General features: G+C 40.9%; 22 protein-coding genes. 19 read left to right on the forward strand and 3 right to left on the reverse strand.

Annotated features, from left to right (window positions below):
- Nucleotides 1-35: 35 nt before the first annotated feature.
- The gene (locus A1QO_RS09725) at nt 36-548 is read right to left on the reverse strand and encodes a nicotinate-nicotinamide nucleotide adenylyltransferase (RefSeq protein ID WP_017040462.1); all 513 of its coding nucleotides are present in this window, start codon (nt 546-548) and stop codon (nt 36-38) included.
- A gap of 114 nt (nt 549-662) precedes the next feature.
- Here A1QO_RS09725 and nadE point away from each other — a divergent pair, with 114 nt between their 5' ends.
- The 19 genes from nadE to A1QO_RS09820 all read left to right on the forward strand — a co-directional run bounded on the left by nadE (nt 663) and on the right by A1QO_RS09820 (nt 24,391).
- Nucleotides 663-1,493: an ammonia-dependent NAD(+) synthetase gene (nadE, locus tag A1QO_RS09730; protein ID WP_017033219.1), complete on the forward strand. Its 831-nt coding sequence runs from the start codon at nt 663-665 to the stop codon at nt 1,491-1,493.
- 258 nt (nt 1,494-1,751) lie between these two features.
- On the forward strand, nt 1,752-2,813 hold the full coding sequence (locus tag A1QO_RS09735) for a glycosyltransferase (protein ID WP_017040461.1): 1,062 nt from the start codon (nt 1,752-1,754) through the stop codon (nt 2,811-2,813).
- Between the two features lie 443 nt (nt 2,814-3,256).
- Entirely contained in the window at nt 3,257-4,657 is a 1,401-nt protein-coding gene (locus A1QO_RS09740; protein WP_017033217.1) for an undecaprenyl-phosphate glucose phosphotransferase, read from the forward strand.
- Between the two features lie 16 nt (nt 4,658-4,673).
- A complete protein-coding gene (locus A1QO_RS09745) occupies nt 4,674-5,924 on the forward strand; it encodes an outer membrane beta-barrel protein (RefSeq protein WP_206743879.1) in 1,251 nt (416 codons plus the stop codon).
- A gap of 2 nt (nt 5,925-5,926) precedes the next feature.
- Nucleotides 5,927-6,457: a polysaccharide biosynthesis/export family protein gene (locus A1QO_RS09750; protein WP_017033215.1), complete on the forward strand. Its 531-nt coding sequence runs from the start codon at nt 5,927-5,929 to the stop codon at nt 6,455-6,457.
- 11 nt (nt 6,458-6,468) lie between these two features.
- On the forward strand, nt 6,469-8,682 hold the full coding sequence (locus A1QO_RS09755) for a GumC family protein (protein WP_017040459.1): 2,214 nt from the start codon (nt 6,469-6,471) through the stop codon (nt 8,680-8,682).
- A gap of 16 nt (nt 8,683-8,698) precedes the next feature.
- A complete protein-coding gene (locus A1QO_RS09760; RefSeq protein ID WP_017040458.1) occupies nt 8,699-9,670 on the forward strand; it encodes an NAD-dependent epimerase/dehydratase family protein in 972 nt (323 codons plus the stop codon).
- Nucleotides 9,671-9,673: 3 nt separating this feature from the next.
- Nucleotides 9,674-11,563: an acyltransferase family protein gene (locus A1QO_RS09765; RefSeq protein ID WP_017033212.1), complete on the forward strand. Its 1,890-nt coding sequence runs from the start codon at nt 9,674-9,676 to the stop codon at nt 11,561-11,563.
- Complete coding sequence (locus A1QO_RS09770; RefSeq protein WP_017033211.1) at nt 11,547-12,830, forward strand: O-antigen ligase family protein; 1,284 nt, start codon at nt 11,547-11,549, stop codon at nt 12,828-12,830. Before A1QO_RS09765 ends, A1QO_RS09770 begins: the two co-directional genes overlap by 17 nt.
- Nucleotides 12,827-13,993 (forward strand): glycosyltransferase, encoded by a 1,167-nt coding sequence (locus tag A1QO_RS09775; protein ID WP_017040457.1) that lies wholly within the window; start codon nt 12,827-12,829, stop codon nt 13,991-13,993. Before A1QO_RS09770 ends, A1QO_RS09775 begins: the two co-directional genes overlap by 4 nt.
- Nucleotides 13,980-15,464 (forward strand): oligosaccharide flippase family protein, encoded by a 1,485-nt coding sequence (locus A1QO_RS09780; RefSeq protein ID WP_017040456.1) that lies wholly within the window; start codon nt 13,980-13,982, stop codon nt 15,462-15,464. The genes A1QO_RS09775 and A1QO_RS09780 overlap by 14 nt, the downstream gene beginning before the upstream one ends.
- A complete protein-coding gene (locus A1QO_RS09785) occupies nt 15,465-16,403 on the forward strand; it encodes a sulfotransferase (protein ID WP_017041632.1) in 939 nt (312 codons plus the stop codon).
- A gap of 29 nt (nt 16,404-16,432) precedes the next feature.
- Nucleotides 16,433-17,455: a glycosyltransferase family 2 protein gene (locus A1QO_RS09790; RefSeq protein ID WP_017041633.1), complete on the forward strand. Its 1,023-nt coding sequence runs from the start codon at nt 16,433-16,435 to the stop codon at nt 17,453-17,455.
- Nucleotides 17,445-18,347, forward strand: a complete 903-nt coding sequence (locus A1QO_RS09795) for a glycosyltransferase (protein ID WP_017033206.1) — start codon at nt 17,445-17,447, stop codon at nt 18,345-18,347. The genes A1QO_RS09790 and A1QO_RS09795 overlap by 11 nt, the downstream gene beginning before the upstream one ends.
- On the forward strand, nt 18,337-19,422 hold the full coding sequence (locus A1QO_RS09800; protein WP_017039424.1) for a glycosyltransferase family 2 protein: 1,086 nt from the start codon (nt 18,337-18,339) through the stop codon (nt 19,420-19,422). Before A1QO_RS09795 ends, A1QO_RS09800 begins: the two co-directional genes overlap by 11 nt.
- Before the next feature lie 44 nt (nt 19,423-19,466).
- Complete coding sequence (locus A1QO_RS09805; RefSeq protein WP_017033204.1) at nt 19,467-20,258, forward strand: glycoside hydrolase family 16 protein; 792 nt, start codon at nt 19,467-19,469, stop codon at nt 20,256-20,258.
- A gap of 258 nt (nt 20,259-20,516) precedes the next feature.
- Complete coding sequence (locus A1QO_RS09810) at nt 20,517-21,302, forward strand: calcium-binding protein (protein ID WP_017033203.1); 786 nt, start codon at nt 20,517-20,519, stop codon at nt 21,300-21,302.
- An 88-nt stretch (nt 21,303-21,390) separates the two neighbouring features.
- Nucleotides 21,391-23,082 carry an ATP-binding cassette domain-containing protein gene (locus A1QO_RS09815; RefSeq protein ID WP_017041634.1) on the forward strand — a complete coding sequence of 564 codons (1,692 nt, stop codon included), beginning with the start codon at nt 21,391-21,393 and terminating at the stop codon, nt 23,080-23,082.
- A complete protein-coding gene (locus A1QO_RS09820) occupies nt 23,075-24,391 on the forward strand; it encodes an HlyD family type I secretion periplasmic adaptor subunit (RefSeq protein WP_017037271.1) in 1,317 nt (438 codons plus the stop codon). Before A1QO_RS09815 ends, A1QO_RS09820 begins: the two co-directional genes overlap by 8 nt.
- A gap of 77 nt (nt 24,392-24,468) precedes the next feature.
- Here A1QO_RS09820 and A1QO_RS09825 read toward each other — a convergent pair whose 3' ends face one another.
- On the reverse strand, nt 24,469-25,131 hold the full coding sequence (locus A1QO_RS09825; RefSeq protein ID WP_017037270.1) for a LuxR C-terminal-related transcriptional regulator: 663 nt from the start codon (nt 25,129-25,131) through the stop codon (nt 24,469-24,471).
- Between the two features lie 241 nt (nt 25,132-25,372).
- A complete protein-coding gene (locus A1QO_RS09830) occupies nt 25,373-26,023 on the reverse strand; it encodes a LuxR C-terminal-related transcriptional regulator (RefSeq protein WP_017033199.1) in 651 nt (216 codons plus the stop codon).
- Between the last annotated feature and the right edge of the window lie 207 nt (nt 26,024-26,230).

The following is a 26,230-nucleotide window of genomic DNA, read 5'->3' on the forward strand; positions in this document are numbered from 1 at the left end:
GCTCTTTCCAGATACATCATTATGTTCAGGATTATCTAATATACTGACAGTTCTTTCAATAAAAACGCGACTTTTTGTGTGGTTAAGCCTTCAATGCTGGAACCATGGGCAAGTTTCTCTCGGATATCAGTGCTGCGCACTTTCACTCTTTCTGGACAAGTCAATAAACTCCAACGTTGCAGTATTTCCTCTGCCTTATAGAATTTTGAAAAATTGAACAGATTATCGGGTCCAAGTACGAAAGTAAGCTCGCTATCAGGGTGTTTTTTTTGTAACGCATCAAGCACAGCAAAGGTCGTCACCGCACAGTCTGGCTGAAAGAGTTCCTCTTCTATGGTACTTCGCTGCGCATTATTCACGGATAAGTCTTGTACGAAGGCATCAACGAGTTGGCAACGAATATCATACTTCAGCATATCTTTCCCCCAAGCATGAGAAATACTCGGCAGCAGCAAGACCCGATCAAAATGAACAAGTGATTCAATCACACTTTTATGCCCTAGGCTTGGCGGATTGAACGCACTACCAAATACTGCAACTTTGCTCATTTTCTTTCCTGTTCGTAAATGAAAACTCTTTTCTCAGTTTTCTAACTCAATGTTTAAGGTATGATAATACTAAATGATGATTTGAACACTATTGCTTGCAGGAAAGGACTACTAATGGAACAGATAATTCGTGATGAAATGCGCGTACTCCCATCTATTGACCCACACTTTGAGATTTCACGTCGTGTTGATTTTATAAAAACCAAGCTACAGCAATCTGGCTGTAAGTCACTGGTACTTGGCATCAGCGGTGGCGTAGATTCAACAACCTGCGGTCGCTTAGCTCAACTCGCCATCAATGATCTTAACGAACAATCGTCAAGCAAGGACTACCAGTTCATCGCCGTTAGATTGCCCTATGGTGAGCAAAAAGACGAAGACGAAGCACAACTTGCGTTGTCTTTTATAAAACCGACACAATCGGTTTCCGTTAACATTAAGCAAGGGGTGGACGGTATTCACAGCGCCACGCATACCGCTCTTGATGGCATAGGGTTGCTGCCCACCGATCAAGCCAAAGTTGATTTTGTAAAAGGCAACGTCAAAGCTCGTGCTCGCATGGTCGCTCAATACGAAATTGCTGGGTATGTTGGCGGCTTAGTATTAGGCACCGATCACTCAGCAGAAAACATCACGGGTTTTTACACTAAGTTTGGTGATGGCGCGTGTGATTTGGCACCACTGTTTGGTTTGAACAAACGCCAAGTTCGTGAGTTAGCAAACACCTTAGGTGCTCCAGAGCTATTAGTTAAGAAGGTTCCAACGGCTGATCTTGAAGAGCTAGATCCACAAAAAGCCGACGAAGCCGCACTCGGGCTAACCTATGATCAAATTGACGATTTCTTAGAAGGTAAAGAAGTGAGCAAAGAAGCGTCTGATCGATTGGTTCATATCTATACGGTGACACAACATAAGCGTCTTCCTATTCCAACTATCTACGACTAAGGAATGAGTCGATGTCGTACAAAGGGCCCCCTTTTTTCTGGGCGGCTCTTTGTTTTTTTTATTTTATCTTTTTTATCAATAACCTACTTCAAGCCTCCATCTCCTTTTGTTCTTAACTAAGGCATGATGCTTTAATACAAAAACCATACTACACCGCGTTGTTAACTTAGGTTTGCCCGATTTCATTTGATTACTGTTGTCAGTAAGCTATTGGCTTGTTTTGAATCTTTCGATAATTTATCTAGCTAGGAGCCATCAATGAGCGGTGTCATTCAAGACCAAAAATCCAAAGAAAATCATGGTTTAATGCATACGTCAAAGGGCCCGCTAGTGTTACTTTTTTTCGATGGTTACGACCTTAAAGCACGAGAAGGTTTTACAGGCCAGCTGCTTTCGAAAATGCATCATCAGATCAGAAACAGTAAACGCTCCTTTTGTAAGCAGCAGTCATTTACTGGGTTTTATTCTGCTTTCTTAGGCTTAATAAAGAGCTTAGAAGCGGTTGGATGTGATGTGCGGGTGAATGATTTCAAGCTTGCTCGTAAACACCCCGATTACCCAATTGGCGTCGCTGGGTTTCCCTCGGTTTTAGATATCGTCGACTTGCCTAATCCTAAGATATTTGGCCCCGGTGACTTTGGCCTACCCGAGCAATCTCAACGTGTAAGCAACGACCCGAGTTTTAAGAAATTAATACAGCCTTGTGAATGGTTTACTAAAGTTTACCAACCGTTTTGTGGCGACAAAATGATGCCATGGTTTACTGGCATTGATTGCGAAAAGTTAGACGATTTATCAAAACACGAGAAACAATATGACTTTCTCATCTACGACAAAATCCACTGGAACAGAGAGCAGAAAAGTATCTCGGTAATAGAGCGAATTAAACAGCACTTAGATAAACGCAATCTTACCTACACTAGCGTGAGGTATGGACAACATCATTTCTCACAATTTGTCGACGGGCTAAAATCATCGCGGGCACTGCTTTACATTAGTGAGCATGAAACACAAGGGCTAGCATACCAAGAAGCGCTAGCCTCCAACATCCCTGTCTTAGCGTGGAATGAAGAGACAATCATCGACCCACAACTGGCCAAATACAACCGTGCGGATCTTAATGTATCTTCGGTTCCTTACTTTGATGAACGCTGTGGGATGACCTTTAAAACTGAGCATTTTGAATCGGTTTGCGACCAATTCATTTCGCAACACGACTCATTTCAGCCTAGAGAATATGTACAGTCTACATTGGCATTACCAATAGCTGGACAACGATACCTAGACGAATACCTCACCATCACAAACTCTGCTATTTAGCCCTCTTTTTATTGTTATCATCAGGCCTTGTCAACATCATAAAATGGGTTTCGGGCCTGAAATCACGCGTTACTCTTAGCATCCTTTACAATAAGTAAACCAATATAACTACGCTGATGATTACTGATCCGATTATCTTGCCTTTTTATTGAGATTCTAATGCCACAAAGTACACCTTTGGTTCTATTATTTAAGCCCCCCTTCTCATGCTTTCTCCATTACTTGGTACTCAAGTACGACTTTATTACTAACAAATCATATTATCCGAAAGTCTAAATTTCATTCTTTATTCCACTGCCGACATAGCGCCAAATCATTACACTGCTCAAACATTCTAGTGACGTTAGAAATAGCAATATCACTAGCCAAAAGGACGAACTGCACGATCACTGAGAACAATAACTCATGAGCGGTAGCGTACAGAATACACATGGAATGAGACTATGAATCATACAGGGCTAATACGTTCACATGAAACAGGGTTTGCGTTTATATATCGCATTACCGATGCCAGTATTGTTTTCTCACTTCTGCTCATTATTGGGCATTTTTATCTTCCTACCTTCACAAAAGATTACCTGCTCATTGGGGCACTAGGAACCATATTGTTCCTGCTGTTTGGCGAAACGGTCAACTTATACCGCTCATGGAGAACCACCTCTCTTAGCGCTCACATTATCGTTACGTTTAGCTGTTGGTTTATCTGTTGCATTACTATAGTAACCGTGATTTATTTCACCAAACTTAGTGATCAATTTTCTCGCGTGGTGGTTGGTACTTGGTTTCTTGTCACCCCGCTAACATTAGGTCTGTGGCGCTGCATTATTAGAATCAGCCTCAATGCACTAAGACGAATTGGTTACAACGCTAGGCGAGCCATCATTGTTGGGCACACAGAGCAAGGGAAAAGCTTGGCTCAAGAGCTATTAAATCGCCCTTATCATGGGGTTAAGTTTGAAGGCTTTTACGACGAACGAAACACGTTTCGCACAGACAGCAAAGAAGACTACCCGATTTTAGGTAATGTTGAAGACGCGCTCAATCAAGCCAAAATCGGCGCGGTTGATTACGTGTACATTGCCATGCCAATGCATGCTAATGAACGGATTGCCAAGTTCTTAACGCAATTTTCTGACACCACCGCCAACACCTATTTGGTGCCTGATTTCTTTACCTACAACCTACTTCACTCACGCTGGGATCAAGTCGGCCACGTGCAGACATTGAGTGTGTTTGACACTCCCTTCATTGGTATTGCTTCATGGATAAAGCGCCTAGAAGACATCGTGCTTTCTACGATTATCCTCTGTCTGATCTCTCCGCTACTGATTGTGATTGCCGTGGCGGTGAAGTTCACCTCTCCTGGCCCGGTTATATTCAAGCAAGATCGTTATGGCCTAGATGGACGAAAAATCAAAGTGTGGAAATTTCGCTCAATGACAACCATGGAGCAAGGTAGTGAGGTCAAACAGGCAACTAAAAATGACGCGAGAATTACTCCGTTAGGCAGTTTTTTACGTCGCACATCGTTAGATGAACTACCGCAGTTTTTTAATGCTCTTGGCGGCTCTATGTCAATCGTAGGGCCAAGGCCTCATGCCGTTACTCACAACGAAGAGTATCGCCAAATCGTAGACCGCTATATGTTAAGACACAAAGTAAAACCAGGAATTACCGGGTGGGCGCAAGTGAACGGCTATCGAGGTGAAACCGATACGTTAGACAAAATGGAAAAACGGGTTGAGTTTGACTTGGCCTACATTCATCACTGGTCAATTTGGATGGATATTAAAATTGTATTTTTGACTGTTTTCAAAGGATTTACCGGTAAAAATGCATACTAACTGTTGGGGAAACACCATGTTATGGATGACTTACAGTAAAAAAATATTGCCTATTTTATTGCTGTCGCTACTGACCAGTGGTGTCACCTACGCTAAGCGCTCAAACTACTATGAATTTGATGAGATTAAAGATTCACCATTTACCGTCATGGTCGATCTAGAGACTGGATACAATAATAACTTAACCAGAGAACGTAATAGTAATGATGCTATTTCGTCAAGTTTCGTCAATGTCATCCCTGGTTTTGCTTACACTTACAAGCCATCGGCTAGTCGATACAGTGTTCTGTATCGCATTGATTCAGGGCACTATTTTGATAGCAAAGATGATAATTATACCGACCACTATTTTGAGTCGAACAACCTTATCAGCTTTAACATACGCAATAACGTATCGCTCATCTATACCTACAACAAATCGCATGAAGAACGTGGAACCGGGCTAACCGAGGGAGCACTCGAGAATATAACCACTAATCAGCCTGTTAAATTTACCGACCATAACGTCAACGCCGAATATATCTATGGCGCTAACACTGCGAAGGGGCAATTAAGATTTGGACTCGGCTATCAAGACAAAAGTTACACCAATTATCAACAATATGAGATAGACGGAAATCAGTTTGGTAGTCAGTTCAGCAACTTTAGTGCTGTTAAATACTCGACTGCGTTCTGGTACTTGTTGGGCCGATCAACCCAACTGTCATTGTCAGCACAAAGAAATGACAAACAGTACCAATACACTAATCAAGAAAGCAGAGATAACACCGATGATTTTTACTCGCTTGGTGCCCGCTGGGACTTGTCTGATAAAAGCAAGGGTGAAGCATTTATAGGCCTACAAAATAAATCGTTTAAATCTAACCAAAAAACAGATTTTTCTGGCTTGAGTTACCGTGTTAAAGGTCAATGGTTGCCACAGCGACATACTGCCTTCACGTTAAACGCCTCACTCATTGCAGAAGATCCAGACCAATTTGGAGACTACGTTAACGAAACCATCATTAAACTCGATTGGACGCAAGATTGGTTCGAACGATTTTCAACCACCGCATCGATTGGTTGGGAAAACGATGATTTTACAGCCGACTCGCCAATTGGTAGTCGTGAAGACGATACCTACCTATATACCTTAGATTTCAACTACCAATTTAGTCGAATTATTAACTTCGGGTTTTATCTGTCATCGGAAGATAAAGACTCTAACTGGCTGACCTATCGCTATAAACAGCAGTTGGTTGGGCTCTATACAAAAATCGAGTTATAACTATGACATTGCGAAATTTTTTCATTTTTCTAGCGGCTAATTGTCTGATTTGCTCCCCTCTGCTTGCCGACGAAACGAACTATCGATTAGGGGCAGGAGACAGAATTCAGATCCACGTTTATGGTGAGCCTGAACTCTCTTTTGATCAATTGTTCATTAGCTCAAACGGCCTGTTTGATTATCCGTATTTAGGCCAAATTAAAGCACTCAATAAAACCACTCAGCAATTGAAAGATCAAATAAGTTCAGGCTTAAGAGGTGATTACCTAATTGAACCTAAAGTCATGGTTACCGTTTTATCATTTCGTAAAATCTATATTAATGGTGAGGTTAAAAACCCAGGAGGGTATGAATATCAACCTGGTTTAACCGTTGATAAAGCCATTGCGCTTGCAGGCGGCTTCACAGAGCGCGCTTCTAAAAGAAATATAACGGTAACAAATGATGCCTCAGGCAGTTTGTCATCGAAAATTACCTTAGACCAAAATGTTCGCCCTGGTGACATTATCACAATCGAGGAAAGCTTTTTCTAAGCGAACAAATCATGGATAGAGAAAAAGAAACATTCAAAATTGAAGAAACCGTTATCGATGTGAGTCGGTATATTTCTGCTTTGAAAAAGCGTTCAATCGTAATAATGCTTATTGTATTCACAGTTGCAGCAATGACATACGCTGTAACCAAACAGATGTCGCCGGTATATACCGCAACCGCCACGATTTTGATTGAAGCAAACACGAGCAAAGCCGTCTCCATTGAAGAAATTGTTGGCATTGACTCAAGCAAACAAGAGTACTACCAAACTCAATATGAGATTTTGCGCTCTAATCATATTGCAGAAAAGGTGATCAAACAGTTCCAGCTGTTCAATAACCCTGAATTTAATGGCGAAGCGCGCCATTTCAGTATCCGAGGAACCCTCTTTCACTACATCTACGCGCTTCGCGATTCTATTATTACCCCCGATGAGACCAACGAACGAAATTCATTGAGTGAGTCTCTGTATACCAAACGGTTGGTGCTACAGAACTTTAAAAATAAACTCACCATTAGCCCGATCAGAAAGACTCAGCTAGTGAAAATCACGTTCGAATCATACAGTCCAGTGACATCGGCAACGCTGGCTAATGCTGTTGGTCAGGCATATATTGATAGTAACATTGAAGCTAAACTATTGATTAACCAAGAAGCAACGGAATGGATAACCGCAAAGCTTGACGACCTCGCTCGTAGCCTACGCCTATCAGAAACCAAGCTAACCAACTTTCAAAAAGATCAGGGGCTAGTCGATGCACAAGGCATCGACTCACTACAAACCAATGAGCTGACGTATCTCACCACCCAAATCGCCAATGCACGTGATAGAAGGCTCGCTGCGGAATCTTTATATACCGTCCTTCAGCAAAACAAGAATGAGAGTATCGCGAATCTATACGCTATTTCTGAAATTTCAAATCACCCTCAAATTCGTGACCTTAGGCTAAGCGAAGCTGATCAAGAAAAATACGTGTCCCAATTGGCGAAACGTTACGGCCCTAAGCACGACAAAATGATTCAAGCCCAAGCCGAACTGAATTCGATCCGAGAACGTTCATTGCTGGTTCTTGCGCAATTAGCTAAAGGCATAGAGAAAGAATATTCAGCAGCCCGCCAGCAAGAGAGAGGGCTATTGCGTGAGTTAGAAAGTAAGAAATTAGATTTTCAAGATTTATCATTTAAGCGGGCTGAGTTTGAAAAACTAGAACGTGAAGTGCTAAACGATCGAAAACTCTATGATCTATTTCTTACGCGCCAAAAAGAAACCTCAGTAACAAGTGACTATCAAGCCGCAGTTGCCAGGATCACCGATCATGCTTTGATGCCGCTAGAGCCTAGCAAACCAAGTAAATTGAAAATTGTCATCTTGATATCCGCGCTCACGTTTATTGGATTATGCAGTATTGTGATTTTAAGAGAGTCAGTGAGAAATGATCTTGAAATACCAAGCGACATCGAAGAAAAAATTGGCTTATCGCCAATCGGCTCAGTGCCAAAATTAAAACGTTCATGGTTTACAAAACCGAATCGAGAGTTAGATCGCTTCATCAAAGCAGAGAGCAGCCCTTTTTCCGAAGCTATTCGGTCATTACGAACACGATTGCTACTTAAAGTCTCTAACACAGGCCGAAAGCGATTCGCCATTACCTCACCGCTTCCGGCAGAAGGAAAAAGTACCATCGCTGCCAATTTAGCGTTATCGCTCATAAAAATGGAACGAGTGATCATCATAGATGCCGACTTAAGACGCCCCTCTGTTGGAAAATTATTTGGCCTATCTATGAGCCGCAGTGGGTTGAGTAATTATCTACTGCTTAACGAAGATCTAGATGCGTGTTTATATCAAGATAAAGCCTCGGGGTTAACGGTTTTGCCCGCAGGTTTCATTCCACCCAATCCACAAGAATTGCTCGGCAGTAAGAAATTTGAATCACTACTTACCTCGTTAGAGCAACGCTTTGACAAAATCATCATTGACTGTCCTCCTGCAATGATCGTGAGTGACGCCCTTATTATTGGCCACCTCACTGATGCACTAATGCTGGTAGTGAAGGCGGGGTCAACCAAAACGAGACATGTACGTAAGACGCTATCGGATATTTTAAATCATGACATCAAAATAGACGGTGTAATTCTAAACAAGAGCCGTGAAGTCAGCTCTCGCAAGTCAAATGCATATTACGCCAGCTATGCGTATAAAGCCGACTCTAAATCTAGCTAAAAGGAAATTGGCCATTATGAACATTTTGATCACTGGAGCGAGTGGCTTCATTGGGACACACCTAATTCGTGAACTTGCCACTCAAAGGCATCGTATTTTTGCACTCGATATTCTTCCCGCTCGCGAACAACATGCTCACGTTGACTATATTACCGCGGATGTTCGAGATCTCTCCCAACTGACGATAAGTGAACCTATTGATCGTATCTACAATTTTGCGGCAGTACATACCACACCGGGTCACGAGGATATTGAGTATTTTGACACCAATATTTTCGGAGCGTTAGAAGTGACCAAATTTGCAAAACAACACGCGGTAAACGAAATTATTTTTACCAGCTCAATTTCAGTTTATGGCCCGAATGAAGAAAGTCGCACAGAACTATCGCCGTTAACACCAAATTCTGCGTACGGTTTTTCCAAGGCCCAAGCGGAAAAAATTCATCAATCCTGGGCTCAAGATGATCAGACTAGAACGCTAACCATTGTTCGCCCCGCAGTCGTATTTGGCGAAGGGGAAGGAGGCAACTTCACTCGGCTTGCTAAAGTGCTGCGTAAGGGTTACTTCCCATTTCCAGGAAGAAAAGACACCATCAAAGCCTGTATTTATGTCAAAGAACTATTGGCCGCGATAGCGTTTGTCCACCAATCGAATCTGTCAGACACTTCTGATAACAACGTAATCACCTTTAATGGCGCGTTTTCTACCAAATACAATATTGAGCAAATCGTAGATACTTTTACCGAAGTCTCTTTCCCAAATGTAAAAAAAGTCTGCATCCCTAAACAGCTGATTTTTGGTGCCGCCAAACTTATTTCATATTTTAAAGGATTTGGTTTGGGTATTAACCCTGAACGTATAACAAAGCTTGTTCGCTCCACTAATATCAATGCCGATTACTTATCAAACAACGGTTATACCTACCGCTACACCTTAAAGTCATCGTTAGCAGATTGGGCAGACAGCACTTCTGGAAGGTACTTGTAAAGTATGATGGAAAGTAAACACACCTACCGCCCTGACATCGATGGCTTAAGAGCTATTGCGGTATTAGTCGTTGTTCTTTATCACGCGGGTGTAAAGAGCATCAGTGGTGGTTTTGTTGGTGTTGATGTCTTTTTTGTCATCTCTGGCTACGTCATTATGTTGAGCATGCTCAAAATGCTCAAGGACGGTACGTTTTCTATTGCTGAGTTTTACTTCCGTCGAGCTAGGCGCATCATGCCTGCTTTATTTTTCATGCTGCTAATAACCACTATTTTTAGCTATGTGTGGTTTTTACCTTCTCTTTTTGATGATTATTTAAAAAGTTTATTATCCTCGCTAGGCTTTGTATCAAATTTTTACTTTTGGTCAACCACACATTACTTCGGTGCCTCAGCTGAGCTAAAACCTTTGCTGCATACATGGTCATTATCTGTAGAAGAGCAATACTATATTTTCATGCCCATTTATGTTGCCTTAGTCTATCGATATTTCGGACAAAATTGGAAACTCGCTCTATATCCACCTTTTATTATCAGCCTAGTATTAAGCAGTTATTTAATCGACAAAGCTGCATCAGCCAATTATTTTATGCTTCCTACTCGTGGATGGGAATTGCTGCTTGGTGCCATTATCGCAGCAGCTCCTCCGTTTAAAGTATCATCTCGTTGGCAATCTTGGATTCTAGGCTTCTTAGGATTAGGCATGATTGTTTTTTCGGCTGTTTACTATAGCAAGTACACACCCTTCCCTGGCTATAGTGCGCTTATTCCGTGTTTAGGCACAGCATTCATCATACTTGCGGGAAGTAGACCGTCAGCCAGCCATGCAACCGATAATCCTATTGGATCGTTTCTCGCAACGCGACCACTCCTATACATCGGAACGATTTCTTATTCTCTGTATTTACTACACTGGCCTGTAACCGTGTTCTTCCGATATCAATTATTAGCGCCGCTTACCGCGATTCATACGGTGGGAATACTGTTAATCAGTGTCACTCTAGCAGTATTTTCTTACCACTTTGTTGAAAAACCATACCGTTATAGCAAAGGAGCTAAACGCTCATCTGTGTTCACATTCACTGGCGCAGGAATGGCAAGCTTTGCAATAGCTGCGGTCATATTATTGCATTTCAACTCACAATCCGCAGTGCGCCCAACACTTGCAAATACTGTCAATAAAGCGCCTACATCACCGTGCTTTTTAATGGATGCTAAAAATTATTCACAATGGAGTGAGTCTGAGTGCACCATTAACAACCGTCACGGTAATCAACCAAAAATCTTACTCTGGGGCGATTCTTTTCTTAATCACTATGCTCCTGGCATAAAATTGAACGGGAAGGAACTGAATGCTCAGTTTGTTAAGTATTCTTCCGCAGGTTGCCCGCCAATTCTTAACTTTGAATCTTATGCCCTGCCTTATTGTAATGATTTTAACCGCAACGCGATCGATGTCATTAAAGAGAACCAATATGACTTAGTGATTATTTCGGCTAAATGGACTGACCATGTGAAAAATGGATTAGAACATATTCAATCTACCTTGCTGGAACTTGATGCTCTTGGTGTCCGCTACTTAGTTATTGGCCAGTCTCCTCAATTTATTACTGATGTGTCAATTATTAACGATCTAAAAGGTAAAAACGAATCGAATCACTCTTGGCCTATTACTTTTGGACCAGATATAAACAATGAATTAGGCCGCATCCTTAACCACAAGAACTTCATTAACCCAATGAATAACCTATGCTTGGATGGCGCTTGCCCATATAAGCAACAAAATATTTTACTCTACAGCGATTACGGCCATCTCTCTGAGCAAGGATCAAACTTGGTTGTCAAAAATATGATCAATACAATTAATGACTGGATCTATGAAAGTACAAATTAATGCGGGATACGATAAACATCTTTCCTTCGAGAATCGGTCCATCAAGTATGATGAACTAATCACGCATATTATTATATTTTCATTAATCTCTGCCTCATTAATTAGTTCAGCTGCGGCTTTTATATTTCTACTGTCAGGATTATTTCATTGCGTTAAGCGTTATCAATATTCACTGGCTGCATGCAAAGAGTGCTGGCCCCTATTCTCTTTTTCAATCGTTGCCATTATGTCGACATTGTGGTCAGAGACACCTGCATCCTCTTTAAAGTGGGCGCTTCAAATATTTTGCACCACGCTAATTTGTGTTTCATTAATCTACACAGTAAAAAAAGAAGTGATAATTACAGCCCTTACTGTCAGCTTGGTGACGTTAATGCTCTACGGGTTAAGCTCGAATAATACGGTCATTATTTCATACACTGGTGAGGTCGTCCGTATAGGACATTTTGGTAGTAAAAATAATATGTCTAGCTTTGCGGCCTTCTCAGCAATGGTAGGAATAAGCACATTATGTATCCCAACAATGCGTCCACACATGAAGGCTCTTGGCGGGTTTTGTACCTTACTTTCTATCGTCGTTTTTTACTATGCTAAGTCATTAGGAACCAACCTCGCTTTCTTCACTGTGTTAGCGATTGCTTTAGCCATATTTTTTTATTCCACAAGAAATATATCAATTATAAATCGACGTATTATCAATCCACTCATCGTTGGATATTTCATTCTGTTTATTCTTAGTGTGATTTATTTTTTCAATTTTAGTTATTACGAAGATTTGATGTATTCACTTGGTAAAGATCCCACTATAACCGGAAGAACAATGATTTGGGAGATAGGTTTTGACTCAATTAAAGATAACCCTTTCTTAGGCGTAGGGTATGGCGCGTATTGGAATATAGATAACCCAGGAGCGATCGAAATTTGGGAGTTAATGCATAAAGAGATCGGTGCTTTGTTTGGTTTTCATAATCTCTATATTCATTATTATGTTGAGCTTGGAATATTAGGCTTTTTGTCCATCGTTTCCATTGTTGGAAGTTGCATAAAGCAAGCATATCTTAGAGCGACTCATGGAATGGAGTTGTTCGATATTTTTATTTTTATACTGTTTCTGTTTTTTTTCGCCAAGAGTTTCGTTGAAACGACCGGTTTTGCACAGTTCCATTTTAGCCACTTTAATCTTTGTCTTATTTGGATGACTTTAAACAGAAAAACATTTTTTGATTGTGGAAAAAAAACAATCGTCGTATTTGAGGGAAAAGCATGAAAATTTTGTACATTGTTCATGATCTTAACGATGCAGCAGTCAAACGCAGGGTTTCAATGCTTGCCCATGGCGGTGCAGAAGTAACATTAATCGGTTTCTATCGCGGTAAAAAGCCAGAATCAACCCTGTGCGGCTGCCCAACATTATCGCTTGGCGAAACGTTTGATGCCTCATTCATGCAACGCATAATTAAGGTTGTACAGGCGATCACTGACTTAAAAACAACACTAAGACACACCAGCCATTTCGATGTCATTATGGCCCGAAACCTCGATATGTTAGCGATAGGAAATAAAGCAAAGTCACTGCTCAATATCCCCCTAATTTATGAGTGCCTTGATATCCACCGCTTTCTCATTGCTAAAAATTGGGTTGGTCGTATATTTCGACATCTGGAAAAACGACTGTGTCATTCTGCTTCTCTACTCATTACCAGCTCTCAAGGGTTTATAGATAACTATTTTGAGCCTATCTCTAACACTAATTTGCCCTACTATATTTTAGAAAATAAAGTATTCAGCACAGCACCGTTACCTCATACGACGCAAAAAACATTTGATAAAGAGCATATCAGTATTGCTTGGAATGGCGCTATTCGTTGCCATCGCTCGCTGAAGATATTGTCACAGGTAACAAGACAACTAAAAGGCAAAGTCACTGTCACGATTTGGGGGAAACCTGCCTATACAGAGTTTTCTGACTTTGATGCATTAGTCAATAATGAACCATACATTGAATTTAAGGGGCCATATTGCTTCCCAGATGACCTAGCAAAAATATACCAACACGCTGATTTTAATTGGACTTTAGATTTTTTCGAGGAAGGCGGAAATTCAGAGTGGTTATTGCCAAACCGCATATATGAAGGCGGTTTGTTTAATGTTCCACCGATCTATCGTGCAAATACCTTTATGGCTAAAATTCTTGAGGATCTCAAGTTAGGCACGTCTATCGATGAAGATTTTTGCCAAGCATTGCAGTCCTTTTTAACCTCGATTGACGATGCAAGTTATCAATCACTACGGCTAAATATGCAGGCGGTTCCGTCATCTCGATGGTGTTATGACAACGTCCAATGCCAATCTCTGATTCAACTTCTATCTCAAGAAGCATCTCGAGATAATAAAAATGATTTACAAGGACTTATCCGTGTCACTAAATAGAAAGGCAGTGACCATCAATGCACTCTGGCATTCTGCCGCAAGTCTGTTTTCAACCGGCATTCGGTTTCTAACCATCCCTATATTGGTCAGAATACTGAGCCCAGAAGATTTTGGTAATGTTGCACTAGCGATGGCAGTTCTAATGTTCATTAGTACTGTGCTTGGTAATGGTGGCGCGGTTGATACCATCGTCTATTTTACTAAAAAGCGCCCGCATATCTTTTCAACCTTATTCTGGTTTAATTTGGCGGTTGGTATGGTACTTGGCGTGATTGTCTATCTTTTATCACCTGCACTGACTGTCTGGTTGAATGCTCCCGATGCTCTGCCCTACATACAAGCATTATGCATGTTGTTTCCTTTGCTGATGATTCAGTCGGTTTACCAAGGCCGCCTGATTGCAAAAATGAGGTTTGGGTATATTGCTAAAATCAGTGCGGTTGCATCAACCAGTGCTACGACCCTTGCTGTTATTTTGGCTTTCTCTGGTTTTGGCGCATGGAGCCTAGTCATTCAGCATATTTTAATGCATTTGATTCAAACCATTTACTTTATTCGCGCATCAGATATCAAACCAACACAAGTATTTGATGTTCCTACACTAAAAGCTTTTTTGCCTTTTTATTATAAAACATCTGCCTATAACACCGTTATGTGGGCGGGCGATCAAGCACCGCTGTTACTGACATCCAAGGTTTCTGGCGCAGCCAATACCGGAATATATAACATGATGAGTCGAACCTCCTCACTGCCAAGAGAGGTATTCGGACAAGGGTTCATGATGTCGTTTTTCTCTGGTTTGTCTGACAGTAATGCTGAGAATGAAAGCCAATCTAGTCAGCAAAACAGTCTATTTTGGGCCATCAAGTTAAACCTGATTGTCTTAGGCAGTATTTACGCACTAGCCAGCGTGTTAGCAGAACCGATTACCGGTTTATTACTGGGTGAAAAATTTGCACCACATTGGCAAGTATTTCAATGGCTTTGTATTGGTATGTTGTTTATTAGTTCAACCGGGGGTTTTATTGGCTTTCTCAAGGGAACGGGCAAGATAGGCCTAATGACCGCTCTGAGCTTTCTGCGCACTGGACTGATTCTCTTGTTCACGACGTTGATGTGGTTTAACCAATACACAGTTGAATCCATTGCCGTCGGATTTGCCTTGGCCAACACTATACTCACCATCGCTTATTTCATGGTGATGGTCACGGTACTAAAATTTGAATTCAACGCGTTAATGTCCAGTATTGGATCATCTACCCTAGTGTTAGTGTCCAGCACACTTTTAACTTATATTTCGCACCAATTTATACACCAACTATCACCGAGCCATGACTTCATTTCGATTATTTATGGTGGTTCTATATTTCTCGCCTCTTATGGCTTATTTAGTTTAATTTTTGCTAGAGAAGACACCATAAATCTCTCTAAAACTGTTCAACATCAATTGACTCACAGGCTGGGACGCTAAATGCAATTTACTTCTAGAGAACTCATGTGTAAGACAAGCTACGTGCTCGATCACTTAATTGCACGAACTCATAATACGACCCCGATATTAATTAGTGGCTTTTGGCGAAGTGGGACAACGTGGGTGCAAGAGGTGTTAGCACAATCTATCGGAGCAAAAACATTATTTGAACCGTTAGATCCTAGCTCTTTTCTGCCTTTACACGACGGTTGTTCAGCGGAATCATCGGCTCATATTCCTCTCTTTCACGACGTTCTCAATGCTGAAGATTTAAGGTTATTAGATCTTTCTTTTTCAGGGATCAGCCCGAAACGTTCAGGGTTTAATTATCTGTGCCGTAAATCGCTTAGTGAATCTTTGCGAAAGAAAGTGGTGATTAAACTCGTAAGAGGCCAATTTCTCATTCCCTTTTTAGCTGATCGTTATGATTTATCTACTGTTGTTCACATTAGCCGCCACCCAATGGCAGTCGCTTATAGCATGCTGAGAACAAACTGGAAATGGCACATTAAAGATGTCGATTATGCGCAAATTTATCTCAAAGAATCTCGACTTCAATTGCCTCAAACACAAAAAGCAATATTCGATAGCTTGTTGTCATTTCGCAGTGAAACACCAGAACGAAAAATTGCAGCGCTATGGGCATTAAGTGAACGTTTCGCTTATGAACAGGAGCATGTGAAAGGATTCAAATACGAATCGTTATTACAAAACCCAATAACTGGTTTTACTGAAATGGCCAACACTATCAATCAACCTATCATAGCTAAGATCGAATCTGGTAAGGCGACAGTAGTCTCTGAATCTGACCGAACCAACATTGATATGTCGACCCGGCTTAACTCGTGGCAAACCAAGCTTACCACTCAGCAGCAAGCCGATATTAAGGCCGTTTTATTGGAATTATGGCCAGGTGTCACCGAACAATGGGCACTTTAGTTACTATTTGAATATCATAAGGACAAACAATGAACTCTGACCAACATGGAATCCTGGTCGTCATCCCGTGCCTAAACGAAGAAGACTACATTCAAGACATTGTAGAATTTTGTCACCAAGAAACACTTGGGTCCTCTTCTCATATAGTGGTAGCAGATGGTGGCAGCAGCGATAATACGTTACTCATTTTAGAAAAGCTGTCTGAACAACTGCCGAACCTCACCGTTCTTGATAATGCTAAGAGAATACAAAGCGCAGGGGTTAATCTAGCGGTACAACGGTTTGGGCATGACTTTGACTATTTCGTACGGATAGATGTGCACGCTAGCTATCCCAAGAACTATATATCCACTCTATTAGAGCAAGCTAGAGTAAATAATGCAGATTCCGTTGTTGTCTCTATGGATACGCAAGGGAAAAATCCTACTCAATCGTTAATCGCGTTAGCTCAAAATTCAGCCCTTGGTAATGGTGGTTCGAGCCACAGAAATACACAAGAATCGGGGAAATGGGTCGAACATGGTCATCATGCGTTAATGAAAACACACGCATTTTTGTCGGTTGATGGCTATGATGAATCGTTTTCTCACAACGAAGATGCCGAATTAGATGCTCGCCTGACTAAAGCCGGTTTTAAAATTTGGCTAACCAATGCGACTAACCTTATTTACTATCCTCGCAGTCAGTTTTTACCACTTGCGAAGCAATACGCAGGTTATGGAAAAGGCCGCTGCCAAAACCTGTTGAAACACCAAGAAAAGCCTCGTCTTCGCCAATTAGTGCCCGTTTTCGTCTTTCCATGTGTTCTTCTTTCCGCTTTTAGCGTTTTACATTGGATTTTTTCAATCCCTGCTCTGACCTGGTTTTTTGCTACGTTACTAGCCGGTATCGTTATTGCCGTAAAAAATAACACCGAGCCTTCCACCTTAAAATACGCCATTTGGTTTCCGGCAATGATCATGCACATCGCTTGGTCATATGGGTTTTGCGTGCAACTGAGCAAGCATGTTCTCCAATCTAAAAATAAGCGTGAAGTCAGCCATGAACATTGATATTTGTATCTGCACTTATCGCAGAGAGTCGTTAAAGCAAACCTTGATGTCGATACAAGAGTTAAAACTGGATCCTGAATGGAACTTGCGCATTATCATCGCAGACAACGACATCACCCCTACTGCGCAGTCGCTGGTTTTGGATTTTTCCGAACATTCACCACTTAGCCTACATTACCTACACGCACCGAAACAAAATATTTCCATAGCGCGAAATGCCTGCCTTGAACATAGTCAAAATGGATGGGTAGCATTTGTAGATGATGATGAAATAGTCAGTGAAGATTGGTTGATTGAGCTATTTAAAACCGTCGAAAATAACGGTGCAGAGGTTGTGTTAGGCCCAGTCAAAGCCAACTACCCGACTAGCTTGAACCAATCATGGATGTCGAAAGGAAGATTTCACGACACTGAGCCGACATTTAATGAGCAGACAATTTGTTCTGGATATACCTGTAATGTATTGATTAACAGAGCAAACCCAGTCATAGCTGCATTACGCTTTGATTTGCAGTTTGGCCGAACTGGTGGTGAAGACACGATGTTTTTTGAAGCCATTAAGGATGCACAGATCCCACTCTATTTTTCACCCAATGCATGGGTTTATGAGCCGGTTCCGAGTTCTCGTTCAAATTTTCAATGGCTGATAACTCGCCGGTTCAGATTTGGTCAGACACATGCAAGGTTATTGCTACATACAAACAGTACACTATCTTACCGCGCCAAGCACAGCGTACTCGCGCTTGGCAAAGCTACGGCTTGTTTCGCTATGGCCGTTGCCAATCTATTTGATCAAATTAAGTGGCGTAAGTGGGCAATAAGAGGCTCCCTCCACATTGGAGTAATATCACGCCTTATCGCACAAAAGGATGTAGAGCTATATGGAAACTAAGACACTAAGCACTGAGTCGACTCAAGGCAAAAACCGACCAATGGTCAGTGTGATCATTACTTGCTACAACTATGAAAAGTTCATTCAAACAAGTATAGAGAGCGTACTTAATCAAAGCTATTCTAATATAGAGTTGATCGTGGTCGATGATTGTTCAAAAGACAATTCACGAGCACTTATTATGGGATATCAAGACCGATTAATCCCCGCTTTTCATAAAAAAAACAAAGGCCATGGCGGCGCATTCAATACTGGTTATGATGCTTCTAGTGGCGACGTTATTATGTTTCTTGACGCAGATGACTACCTACTTCCTAACTCCATAGAGAACGCTTTAGAACAATTTCCGGCTCAAAGCGGTATGTGCCAGTACAGAATGCACCTTGTTGATGAGCAAGGTACTCAGTTTGATATATTCCCCAAACAAGAGCTCCATTTTGATGAAGGCGATCAAGCAAAAGAAAAGTTACTCCACTGTGGCCAATACCAATCTACCGTCACTTCAGGGTTACTGTTTAGACGCGAGTATTTAGAAAACGTGATGCCTATTCCACAAGAATCTTTTCGTCAAGGTGGTGATGGCTACTTAGTTACCCTCGCACCAATTTTTACCATGGTATCGAGCAGTGAACATTGTTTCTCAGCCTATCGACAACACGGACTCAATCATTCTGCGTTTGCAAGTCAATTAACGGATCGTGCAAAGTGGCTTCTTGAGCATAATAATATGCGGCATTCAGCCCTTAAAAAAGCCACCGAGAACAAATCACTACCACTAGAAAATGAGTTTTGGTACAACGACATGGTTCATTTAAACCAGATCATGTGTTTGGCACTTTTTGAACCAAAGAATAACCTAGCTTCGACATCTCGCCTAAATCTCGTCAAAAAAGCAATGAATAGCATCAGCAGTCAAAACTTAAGCACAATCAATAGAATGATTTTATCTATGTGGTGGATTTCTATTACTTTCTCTCCGCGAGTTATTGCAAAACCACTCTATTCATGGCGGTTATTAGCATCCAGTAGACCTAAATTTGTGCAGCTAGCTTCTACCTTTTTAAGAAAGTTATAACAAAATTTTTTGTCGTTATATACCTATTACATCGAGTGTTCAATATGTTAAAAATTGTTAGTATTTTCTCTTTGCTACTTTTCAATACGCTTTCTAATGCCAATGCTAGCGAATGTGAGATTCAAGATTATGAGTTGGTGTGGTCTGATGAATTTAACTATTCAGGCCTTCCTGATAGTAGTAAGTGGAATTACGAAGAAGGGTATGTTCGAAATAAAGAGCTGCAATATTACACCGTAGAGTCGCTAGAAAACAGCTACGTTAATAATGGTATACTTACTATCGAAGCTAAACATCACTTATCAACCTCACAACCTTATACGTCGGCAAGCTTAACCACAGAGAAAAGAGCAACATGGAAATATGGCAAGATTGAAGTTCTTGCCAGCATACCTGTCGCGCCAGGAACTTGGCCAGCAATATGGATGCTTGGGGCAAATATACGGCAAGTTTACTGGCCTAGAAGTGGTGAAATAGACATCATGGAGCATGTGGGTAGCAACCCTGGCGTTATTCATGCTAATGCGATTTATTATGATCATGACAAGAAAGAAAGAGACAGTGTTGGCGCGCATATTGATCATGACTCAGTAGATAGATTTAACAAGTACGCTATCGAATGGACACAGCAGCACATTACCTATTTTATTAATGATAAGCCATTTCACCGAGTGGATATCGAAGCTATGGGAACCGAAAACAACCCTTTTCATAAGCCATTTTATCTCATCATCAACCTCGCTCTTGGCGGGTGGGGAGGTAACTTGAGTGAAGATTTCACATCTGAAAAACTAAAAGTCGATTACGTTAGAGTCTACCAAAAACCCTGCCATTAGTAATATAAACTCATACTTTTTTAATTTTATATCTCATGCATTCATTCAAATATAGGGCTACCCAGAAAGATCACAATAAGTAAAAAATAAACCACTGAAAATTAAGAACATTAGTTTCATGCTTATATCGTACATATGAAACACTGTAATCCAGTATATTAATCTTGTCCATTCGATATTTCAGTTTCAACTTTTGAAAATGGACGTTGCTAATAAGCACTGTTTTTTCAAAAATCTATCACTGAAAAAGGAATTCACATGTTTCAACATATATACGATGCTCTAGAAGAAGCGAAAACACTTCTCGACCCTAATGCAAGCACAAACCAAGAAGATACCATCACGACAGGACAAGACGATTCAACAGTATTCGCTCTGCATGGTGATGACGTTATCTTTAGTGGTGCAGGCGATGATATCCTATCTGGAAATACTGGCGATGATATTATCGACGGAAATGCTGGTGATGACATTATTATTGGCGGGGTAGGAGAAGATGTACTTAGAGGGGGCGCAGGTAACGACCAACTCGCTGCAAGTGTTGATGACAAAATGGTTGCCGGTGGTAATGGTTTTGACACTGTCTACATGCGCGCAGAAGAAAATGGCGACAATTTTTTCGACTTGGTTACTCAAGCGCGCTCTGTAGAAGCGATTGTGGGCTACGGTCCTGAGGACGTTTTCGCTAATGTCAGTCTTTCTAACATTTTGTTTCAATCTCAAGATGATGGAGACGAAGCAACACCTGATACCGATAACACGTTTATTGCAGTCGGGCTTGAAGGGCTTTCATTAGAAGGCGTTTGGAGATTCCTAGAAGACGGCGAACTTAATTTCACTTCTGAAGATATTACAGGTGAGCAAGAGCAGGCATATATTGAAATGCTTGGTCTATCTTACGTACCAGAAGGCGTGCTTGATCTTCATGCGTACACCTTTGGTGAAGGTGTGGATGCTGTTACTATTGTCACTGACCTGTCAGAATCAGACATCACTTGGAACGGTGAATCTTTGGCTGATATGTCTGAGATGATGCCTGCTTAATCCTAGCACTCTCTAACTATATACAAGGTGAAAGTTTCGGCTTTCACCTTTTTCTCGTTAGTGAACGATTGATGTCGAGGAACCCACATTGCGCAGTAATAACACTCCTAAACCATCCCCCAGAGAGACATTTTCACGCGCTGAAAAGCAATTGAAAGTTAGTCTACTCTGGGTGCTCTTTTTTTCATTTTTTATCAATATATTTGTGTTGGCGCTTCCTTTTTATTCACTGCAAGTTTTTGACCGAGTGTTAACCTCTCAAAGCCTTGATACCCTTTGGCTACTCTCTATCATCACTATCGCGTTTATTATTTTGCATGCAGTTCTTGATTGGATCAGACAACGCATGCTGTTATCAGCGAGTGAGCAGTGGAGCTCTCATATTGGGGCCTCACTTCATGGTGCCTCTATCTTTGCCAGTAGCGACAGCAACACCAACAATGCCCAAATCATAAACTTAATGAAGGGCGTGAGAAATACACTGTCATCATCGCTGAGCCCGCTTTTTGATACACCATGGACACCATTAATTTTACTGTTTTTAGTTGGCCTTCATCCTTTATATGGAGTGATTTGCGTATTTGTTATTGCGCTACTCATTGGATTAGCGATGCTCAATTTCCACTACCGAAGTAAAGCCAACCTTCAACAACTGTCGTTAACCCAAACCTCGATTGAAGACACCAACAGCGTGCGCGCTATGGGCATGACGAAAAATATCGCGGCGATCACAAGCGCTCAAGATTCTACCGTGTACAAAAAAATGGTCATTGGCTTAGGGCAAAGCACAAATATAGCCAGTGCCTCTAAATTTCTGCGAGCTTTAGCACAGGTCTCTTTGGTTGCGATAGGGGCTATTTTAGTCATAGAACGAGAAATAACTGCCGGTGCCATGATTGCAGCCACCATGCTTTCAGCACGTGTATTTTCCCCCTATGAAGCGTTAGTCAGTAACCTTTATCCTTGGATTAATGCGAATCGTTACTGGAAAGAACTCGTTAGCATTACACTCAGTTACCCAAAAGAACCACAAGAAGCCAGCCTACCAGCAGCGCAAGGCAAACTCACCGCAGAAAATGTGATGCTGTTGTATCCTGACAGCAACAAACCTTTTTTATCGCGGATTAATATTGATATTCCTTCTGGCAGCTGCATTGCTATCGTCGGTGATTCCGGGAGCGGAAAAAGCACACTATTAAAAGCACTCGCCGGATTAATTAAACCAAGCCTAGGGCAAGTCAGACTTGATGGTGCTACCTATTTACAATGGTATTCCGAAGAGCTAGCTGATGTTCTCGGTTATTACTCTACCGACTCACAATTTCTACCAGGTTCTATCATTGAAAACTTGTCATTATTCCAATCGGAGTACGACGTCGAAAACGTCTATAACGCCTGTAAAGCCTTAGGGTTGCACGAACAAATTTTAAAATGGCCAAAAGGGTACGAAACCGACATCACTAAAGATATCAGACCTTCTAGCTCGGAATACCATAAGCTATTGTTGGCACGCACGTTGTTTTCGACACCTAAAGTGCTTATTTGGGATCAACCTAATGCGTTTCTTGGACCTACCGATGAAAGGCTATTGCACCAAATTTTGGTCGTAAGAAAACGAATGGGGCTAACCACGATTTTTACCACCAACCAATCTTCATTACTCGGGTTTAGCGATCGCATCATCTTTTTGGAAAATGGCACGATTAAAAGCGATACCGAAACAAAAAAAATCGCAGCCGCGCAAAAAATACCAATGAAAAAGGTGTCGAATAATGGCTAGACATGAAACCGAGCTACACAATCCAACCAATCACACTCACTTTTGGATCAAATGTGGTCTGGCATTACTGGTGATCGGCGGCGGAGTGATCGTTAACTGGATTTACTTTGCTCCACTCAGCAGCGCAGCCATTGCTCAGGGCCATATCACCGTTGAAGGTTATCGAAAAAAAATCCAACACCTCGATGGGGGTATTGTTGAAAATATTTATGTCAAAGATGGGCAGCTAGTGTCGGTTGGCGATCCATTAGTCACGCTAAACTCAACCAAAGCAAAAACACGATTTTTACAAATAAAGTCTCGCTATTACAATGCGCTCGCAAAATATAATAGGCTTCAAGCAGAAATCAATGAAACGCGCGAGATTGCATTTATTCCATCGTTAGACCAGTCTGACGCATTGATTGCTCAAGCAGTCGCTACACAAACTAAGCTCAGACAGATACGAATGGAAGCACTAAATGGTGCGATCGAAATTGCAAAAAAACAGATGGAGCAAGCCAAACAAAATCTAAATTCATACGTTGCGAGAAGTAAGGTGGACGCCCAAGCGCTTGGCTTACTTGATGAACAGGTCGACATGCTAGCCAAGCTTTCAAAAAAGGGGTTTGCATCACGTGAACAGCTTTTATTTTCACAACGTGAAAGGCTTGACATCCAACGTCGAATCGACGACTACGATGCTGTTATGGCGAGAGAAGAATTACTGATTGCCGAAGCAAAACAGAGCATTGCTAACTTAAGATTAGAGTTTATAAAAGACGCGTCTGAAGAACTAGAACTTGCAGAGCGAGATATTATAGAACTGAAAGAACATTTATCCCAAGCAGAAGAAGAGCTAGGCAGGTCAACTATCGCTAGCCCAATCAACGGCAAGATCGTTGAGCTCAACATTCACACCTTAGGTGGTATTGTGACCAGTGGCGAAGTTCTTATGGAAGTCATACCTGTAGATAGTAATCTTATTGTTGAAGCCAATGTTACCCCTCAAGATATTGATGCGCTGCAACTTGGTCAAATGGCTGAAGTTCGTTTAACTTCATATAACTATCGCCGCTTATTACCCATTACTGGTAAGGTCGTTTACATTTCTGCTGACAGCATTATCGACGAGCGAAAAGATCAATCTAGCTACACCATAAATATTGAGCTAGATATGAAGACAGTTGAAAAAAACACTCACATAAAGCTCTACCCAGGCATGCCCGCCGAAGTACTGATTCTTTTAGATGAACGTACTGTGTTGGATTATTTATTAAACCCGTTACTAATATCGCTAAACAGAGCATTTCGAGATTCGGATCTTTAGGGCGTGTTGATCTTTCAATAAAAAAAGAGTCTATAAACTAGTTCATAGACTCTTTTTTTATTCATTACAGCAAATTACTATAAGTGTTTTTTAGCCCAAGCCATTGCCTGAGTTCTGTTCTTTACTTCTAACTTCTTAAAAATATTATACAAATGGGACTTAATTGTATGCTCACTTACAAACAGAGAGTCTGCTATTTCCACATTAGAACCTCCTGTTTTAAGAGATTCCAATATTTCTAGTTCTCGTCGTGTTAGCTCAGTTGCTAAATACCCTAGATCTTGAGTCGTATTTATATTTAGTTCATAGTAACTGATTAATTTGCTGATTATTTTCCTAGGTAGCCAATTATCGCCACTAGCAATGGATTTCAAACCTTGGCAAACCTGTGGTAGCGTATCTTTAGCACTAAAAGTACCACGTAAAGATTTCCAGCTAAGAACCTCTTCCACACTCATATCTTCATCTGCGTTGAATAAAACGGTTCCTATTACTTTGTCTGATTCTTGTATTATTCGACTTACTTCTTCAAGCTGTTCCGATGCTGAGACATCAACGATAACAATACTGTTATAAGGAATAGTGGCGACATCCATTTTTTTGGATGGATCGACACTACTGATACTAAGCTGAGTCGCTTTCTGAAGCATCTGACAAAAGTTTTCACTCTGTAGATTGTATTGAGTCATCATTAAAATCTGTACCTCTGATTCAGATAAACCCATATTTAGACCTTTCATACATTCCCTTTAACTAATACTTCCAAAGTGCTAACAACACTAAATCTACAAACAAAAAGACTCAAATAACAAGATGGTCAATATATAGTAAAAATTAGGTCATTAATATTTGGAAACATTAGGAAAGCATTAGAATCTCAAAAGTGAAACATCAACTTTACTATTATTCTAAACTTTTGAATGAACTCGCGTTGGATATAAAAAAGTCTTTATAACTAGTTTTTCATCTTCTACGCTATATTCAAATATGATTGTTTGCCCAAAGTAGTGCTTGTAATCGATTTTTTGCATTTATCTTCTTAAATATATTGTGTAAATGCGTTTTAACCGTATTTTCGCTGACGAATAACTTATCTGCAATTTGCATGTTTGAAGCCCCATGACCAAGTAGCTGAATGATCTGCTTCTCTCTTTTGGTTAAACTGGCAAACTCCCTAGTTCCCGTATACTGCCTACTCCCACGAAAATATTGAATGTAGTCTTGGGCAAAGCGCCTAGATAACCACATTTCATTCTGAAGAATCTTTGTCATACCCTTTACGAAATTGTCTATATTATCATCCACATAAAATACGCCAACGAGGTCTCTCCACTTGAATAACTTTGAAGACTCTACATTTTTGGGGCAGTTTATAAGTACTTCTTTTAGCGAGTTAGATTCTTGAACACGAAGGCGGCCATAGACTGAAAAGTTTTCATCATTGAATGCTGAAAAGTCCGCTAACACTATAGGGTGAATAGCAAGTTGCTGAGTTCTATTGTCCGAAAGAGAAGCAAGAGGAACAATCTCTACAGAAAGGTCCAAATTAAATTCTAACGATTGCTTAAGAAGGTTAGATTGCATACTAAGTTCAGATAGTAAGGTTACCTTAGTACGCTGACTTTCATTCATGTCTGACTCCTGGTGACGCATTTACTAAAATTAAATGACAGTAAATGAATCTAACCGCCACACTGGATATGTGGCTATTTTAACAACACATTGTGATGACAAAAAGAATGAAAATATCAGCATTTTGGCCCTAGTTTGAGATCATACTTTCTCATGCTTTAGACCTAGAGATGCGCACAAGCATAGTTCCACAAGAGAAGAGAAGCC

The sequence above is a fragment of the Vibrio genomosp. F10 str. ZF-129 genome (assembly GCF_000287055.2).
Lineage (GTDB): Bacteria > Pseudomonadota > Gammaproteobacteria > Enterobacterales > Vibrionaceae > Vibrio.

Coding starts and splice junctions, on each gene's coding strand:
- A1QO_RS09725 (WP_017040462.1), bottom strand. CDS start 548: ATGAGCAAAGTTGCAGTATTTGGTAGTGCGTTCAATCCGCCAAGCCTA.
- nadE (WP_017033219.1), top strand. CDS start 663: ATGGAACAGATAATTCGTGATGAAATGCGCGTACTCCCATCTATTGAC.
- A1QO_RS09735 (WP_017040461.1), top strand. CDS start 1,752: ATGAGCGGTGTCATTCAAGACCAAAAATCCAAAGAAAATCATGGTTTA.
- A1QO_RS09740 (WP_017033217.1), top strand. CDS start 3,257: ATGAATCATACAGGGCTAATACGTTCACATGAAACAGGGTTTGCGTTT.
- A1QO_RS09745 (WP_206743879.1), top strand. CDS start 4,674: ATGTTATGGATGACTTACAGTAAAAAAATATTGCCTATTTTATTGCTG.
- A1QO_RS09750 (WP_017033215.1), top strand. CDS start 5,927: ATGACATTGCGAAATTTTTTCATTTTTCTAGCGGCTAATTGTCTGATT.
- A1QO_RS09755 (WP_017040459.1), top strand. CDS start 6,469: ATGGATAGAGAAAAAGAAACATTCAAAATTGAAGAAACCGTTATCGAT.
- A1QO_RS09760 (WP_017040458.1), top strand. CDS start 8,699: ATGAACATTTTGATCACTGGAGCGAGTGGCTTCATTGGGACACACCTA.
- A1QO_RS09765 (WP_017033212.1), top strand. CDS start 9,674: ATGATGGAAAGTAAACACACCTACCGCCCTGACATCGATGGCTTAAGA.
- A1QO_RS09770 (WP_017033211.1), top strand. CDS start 11,547: ATGAAAGTACAAATTAATGCGGGATACGATAAACATCTTTCCTTCGAG.
- A1QO_RS09775 (WP_017040457.1), top strand. CDS start 12,827: ATGAAAATTTTGTACATTGTTCATGATCTTAACGATGCAGCAGTCAAA.
- A1QO_RS09785 (WP_017041632.1), top strand. CDS start 15,465: ATGCAATTTACTTCTAGAGAACTCATGTGTAAGACAAGCTACGTGCTC.
- A1QO_RS09790 (WP_017041633.1), top strand. CDS start 16,433: ATGAACTCTGACCAACATGGAATCCTGGTCGTCATCCCGTGCCTAAAC.
- A1QO_RS09795 (WP_017033206.1), top strand. CDS start 17,445: ATGAACATTGATATTTGTATCTGCACTTATCGCAGAGAGTCGTTAAAG.
- A1QO_RS09800 (WP_017039424.1), top strand. CDS start 18,337: ATGGAAACTAAGACACTAAGCACTGAGTCGACTCAAGGCAAAAACCGA.
- A1QO_RS09805 (WP_017033204.1), top strand. CDS start 19,467: ATGTTAAAAATTGTTAGTATTTTCTCTTTGCTACTTTTCAATACGCTT.
- A1QO_RS09810 (WP_017033203.1), top strand. CDS start 20,517: ATGTTTCAACATATATACGATGCTCTAGAAGAAGCGAAAACACTTCTC.
- A1QO_RS09820 (WP_017037271.1), top strand. CDS start 23,075: ATGGCTAGACATGAAACCGAGCTACACAATCCAACCAATCACACTCAC.
- A1QO_RS09825 (WP_017037270.1), bottom strand. CDS start 25,131: ATGAAAGGTCTAAATATGGGTTTATCTGAATCAGAGGTACAGATTTTA.
- A1QO_RS09830 (WP_017033199.1), bottom strand. CDS start 26,023: ATGAATGAAAGTCAGCGTACTAAGGTAACCTTACTATCTGAACTTAGT.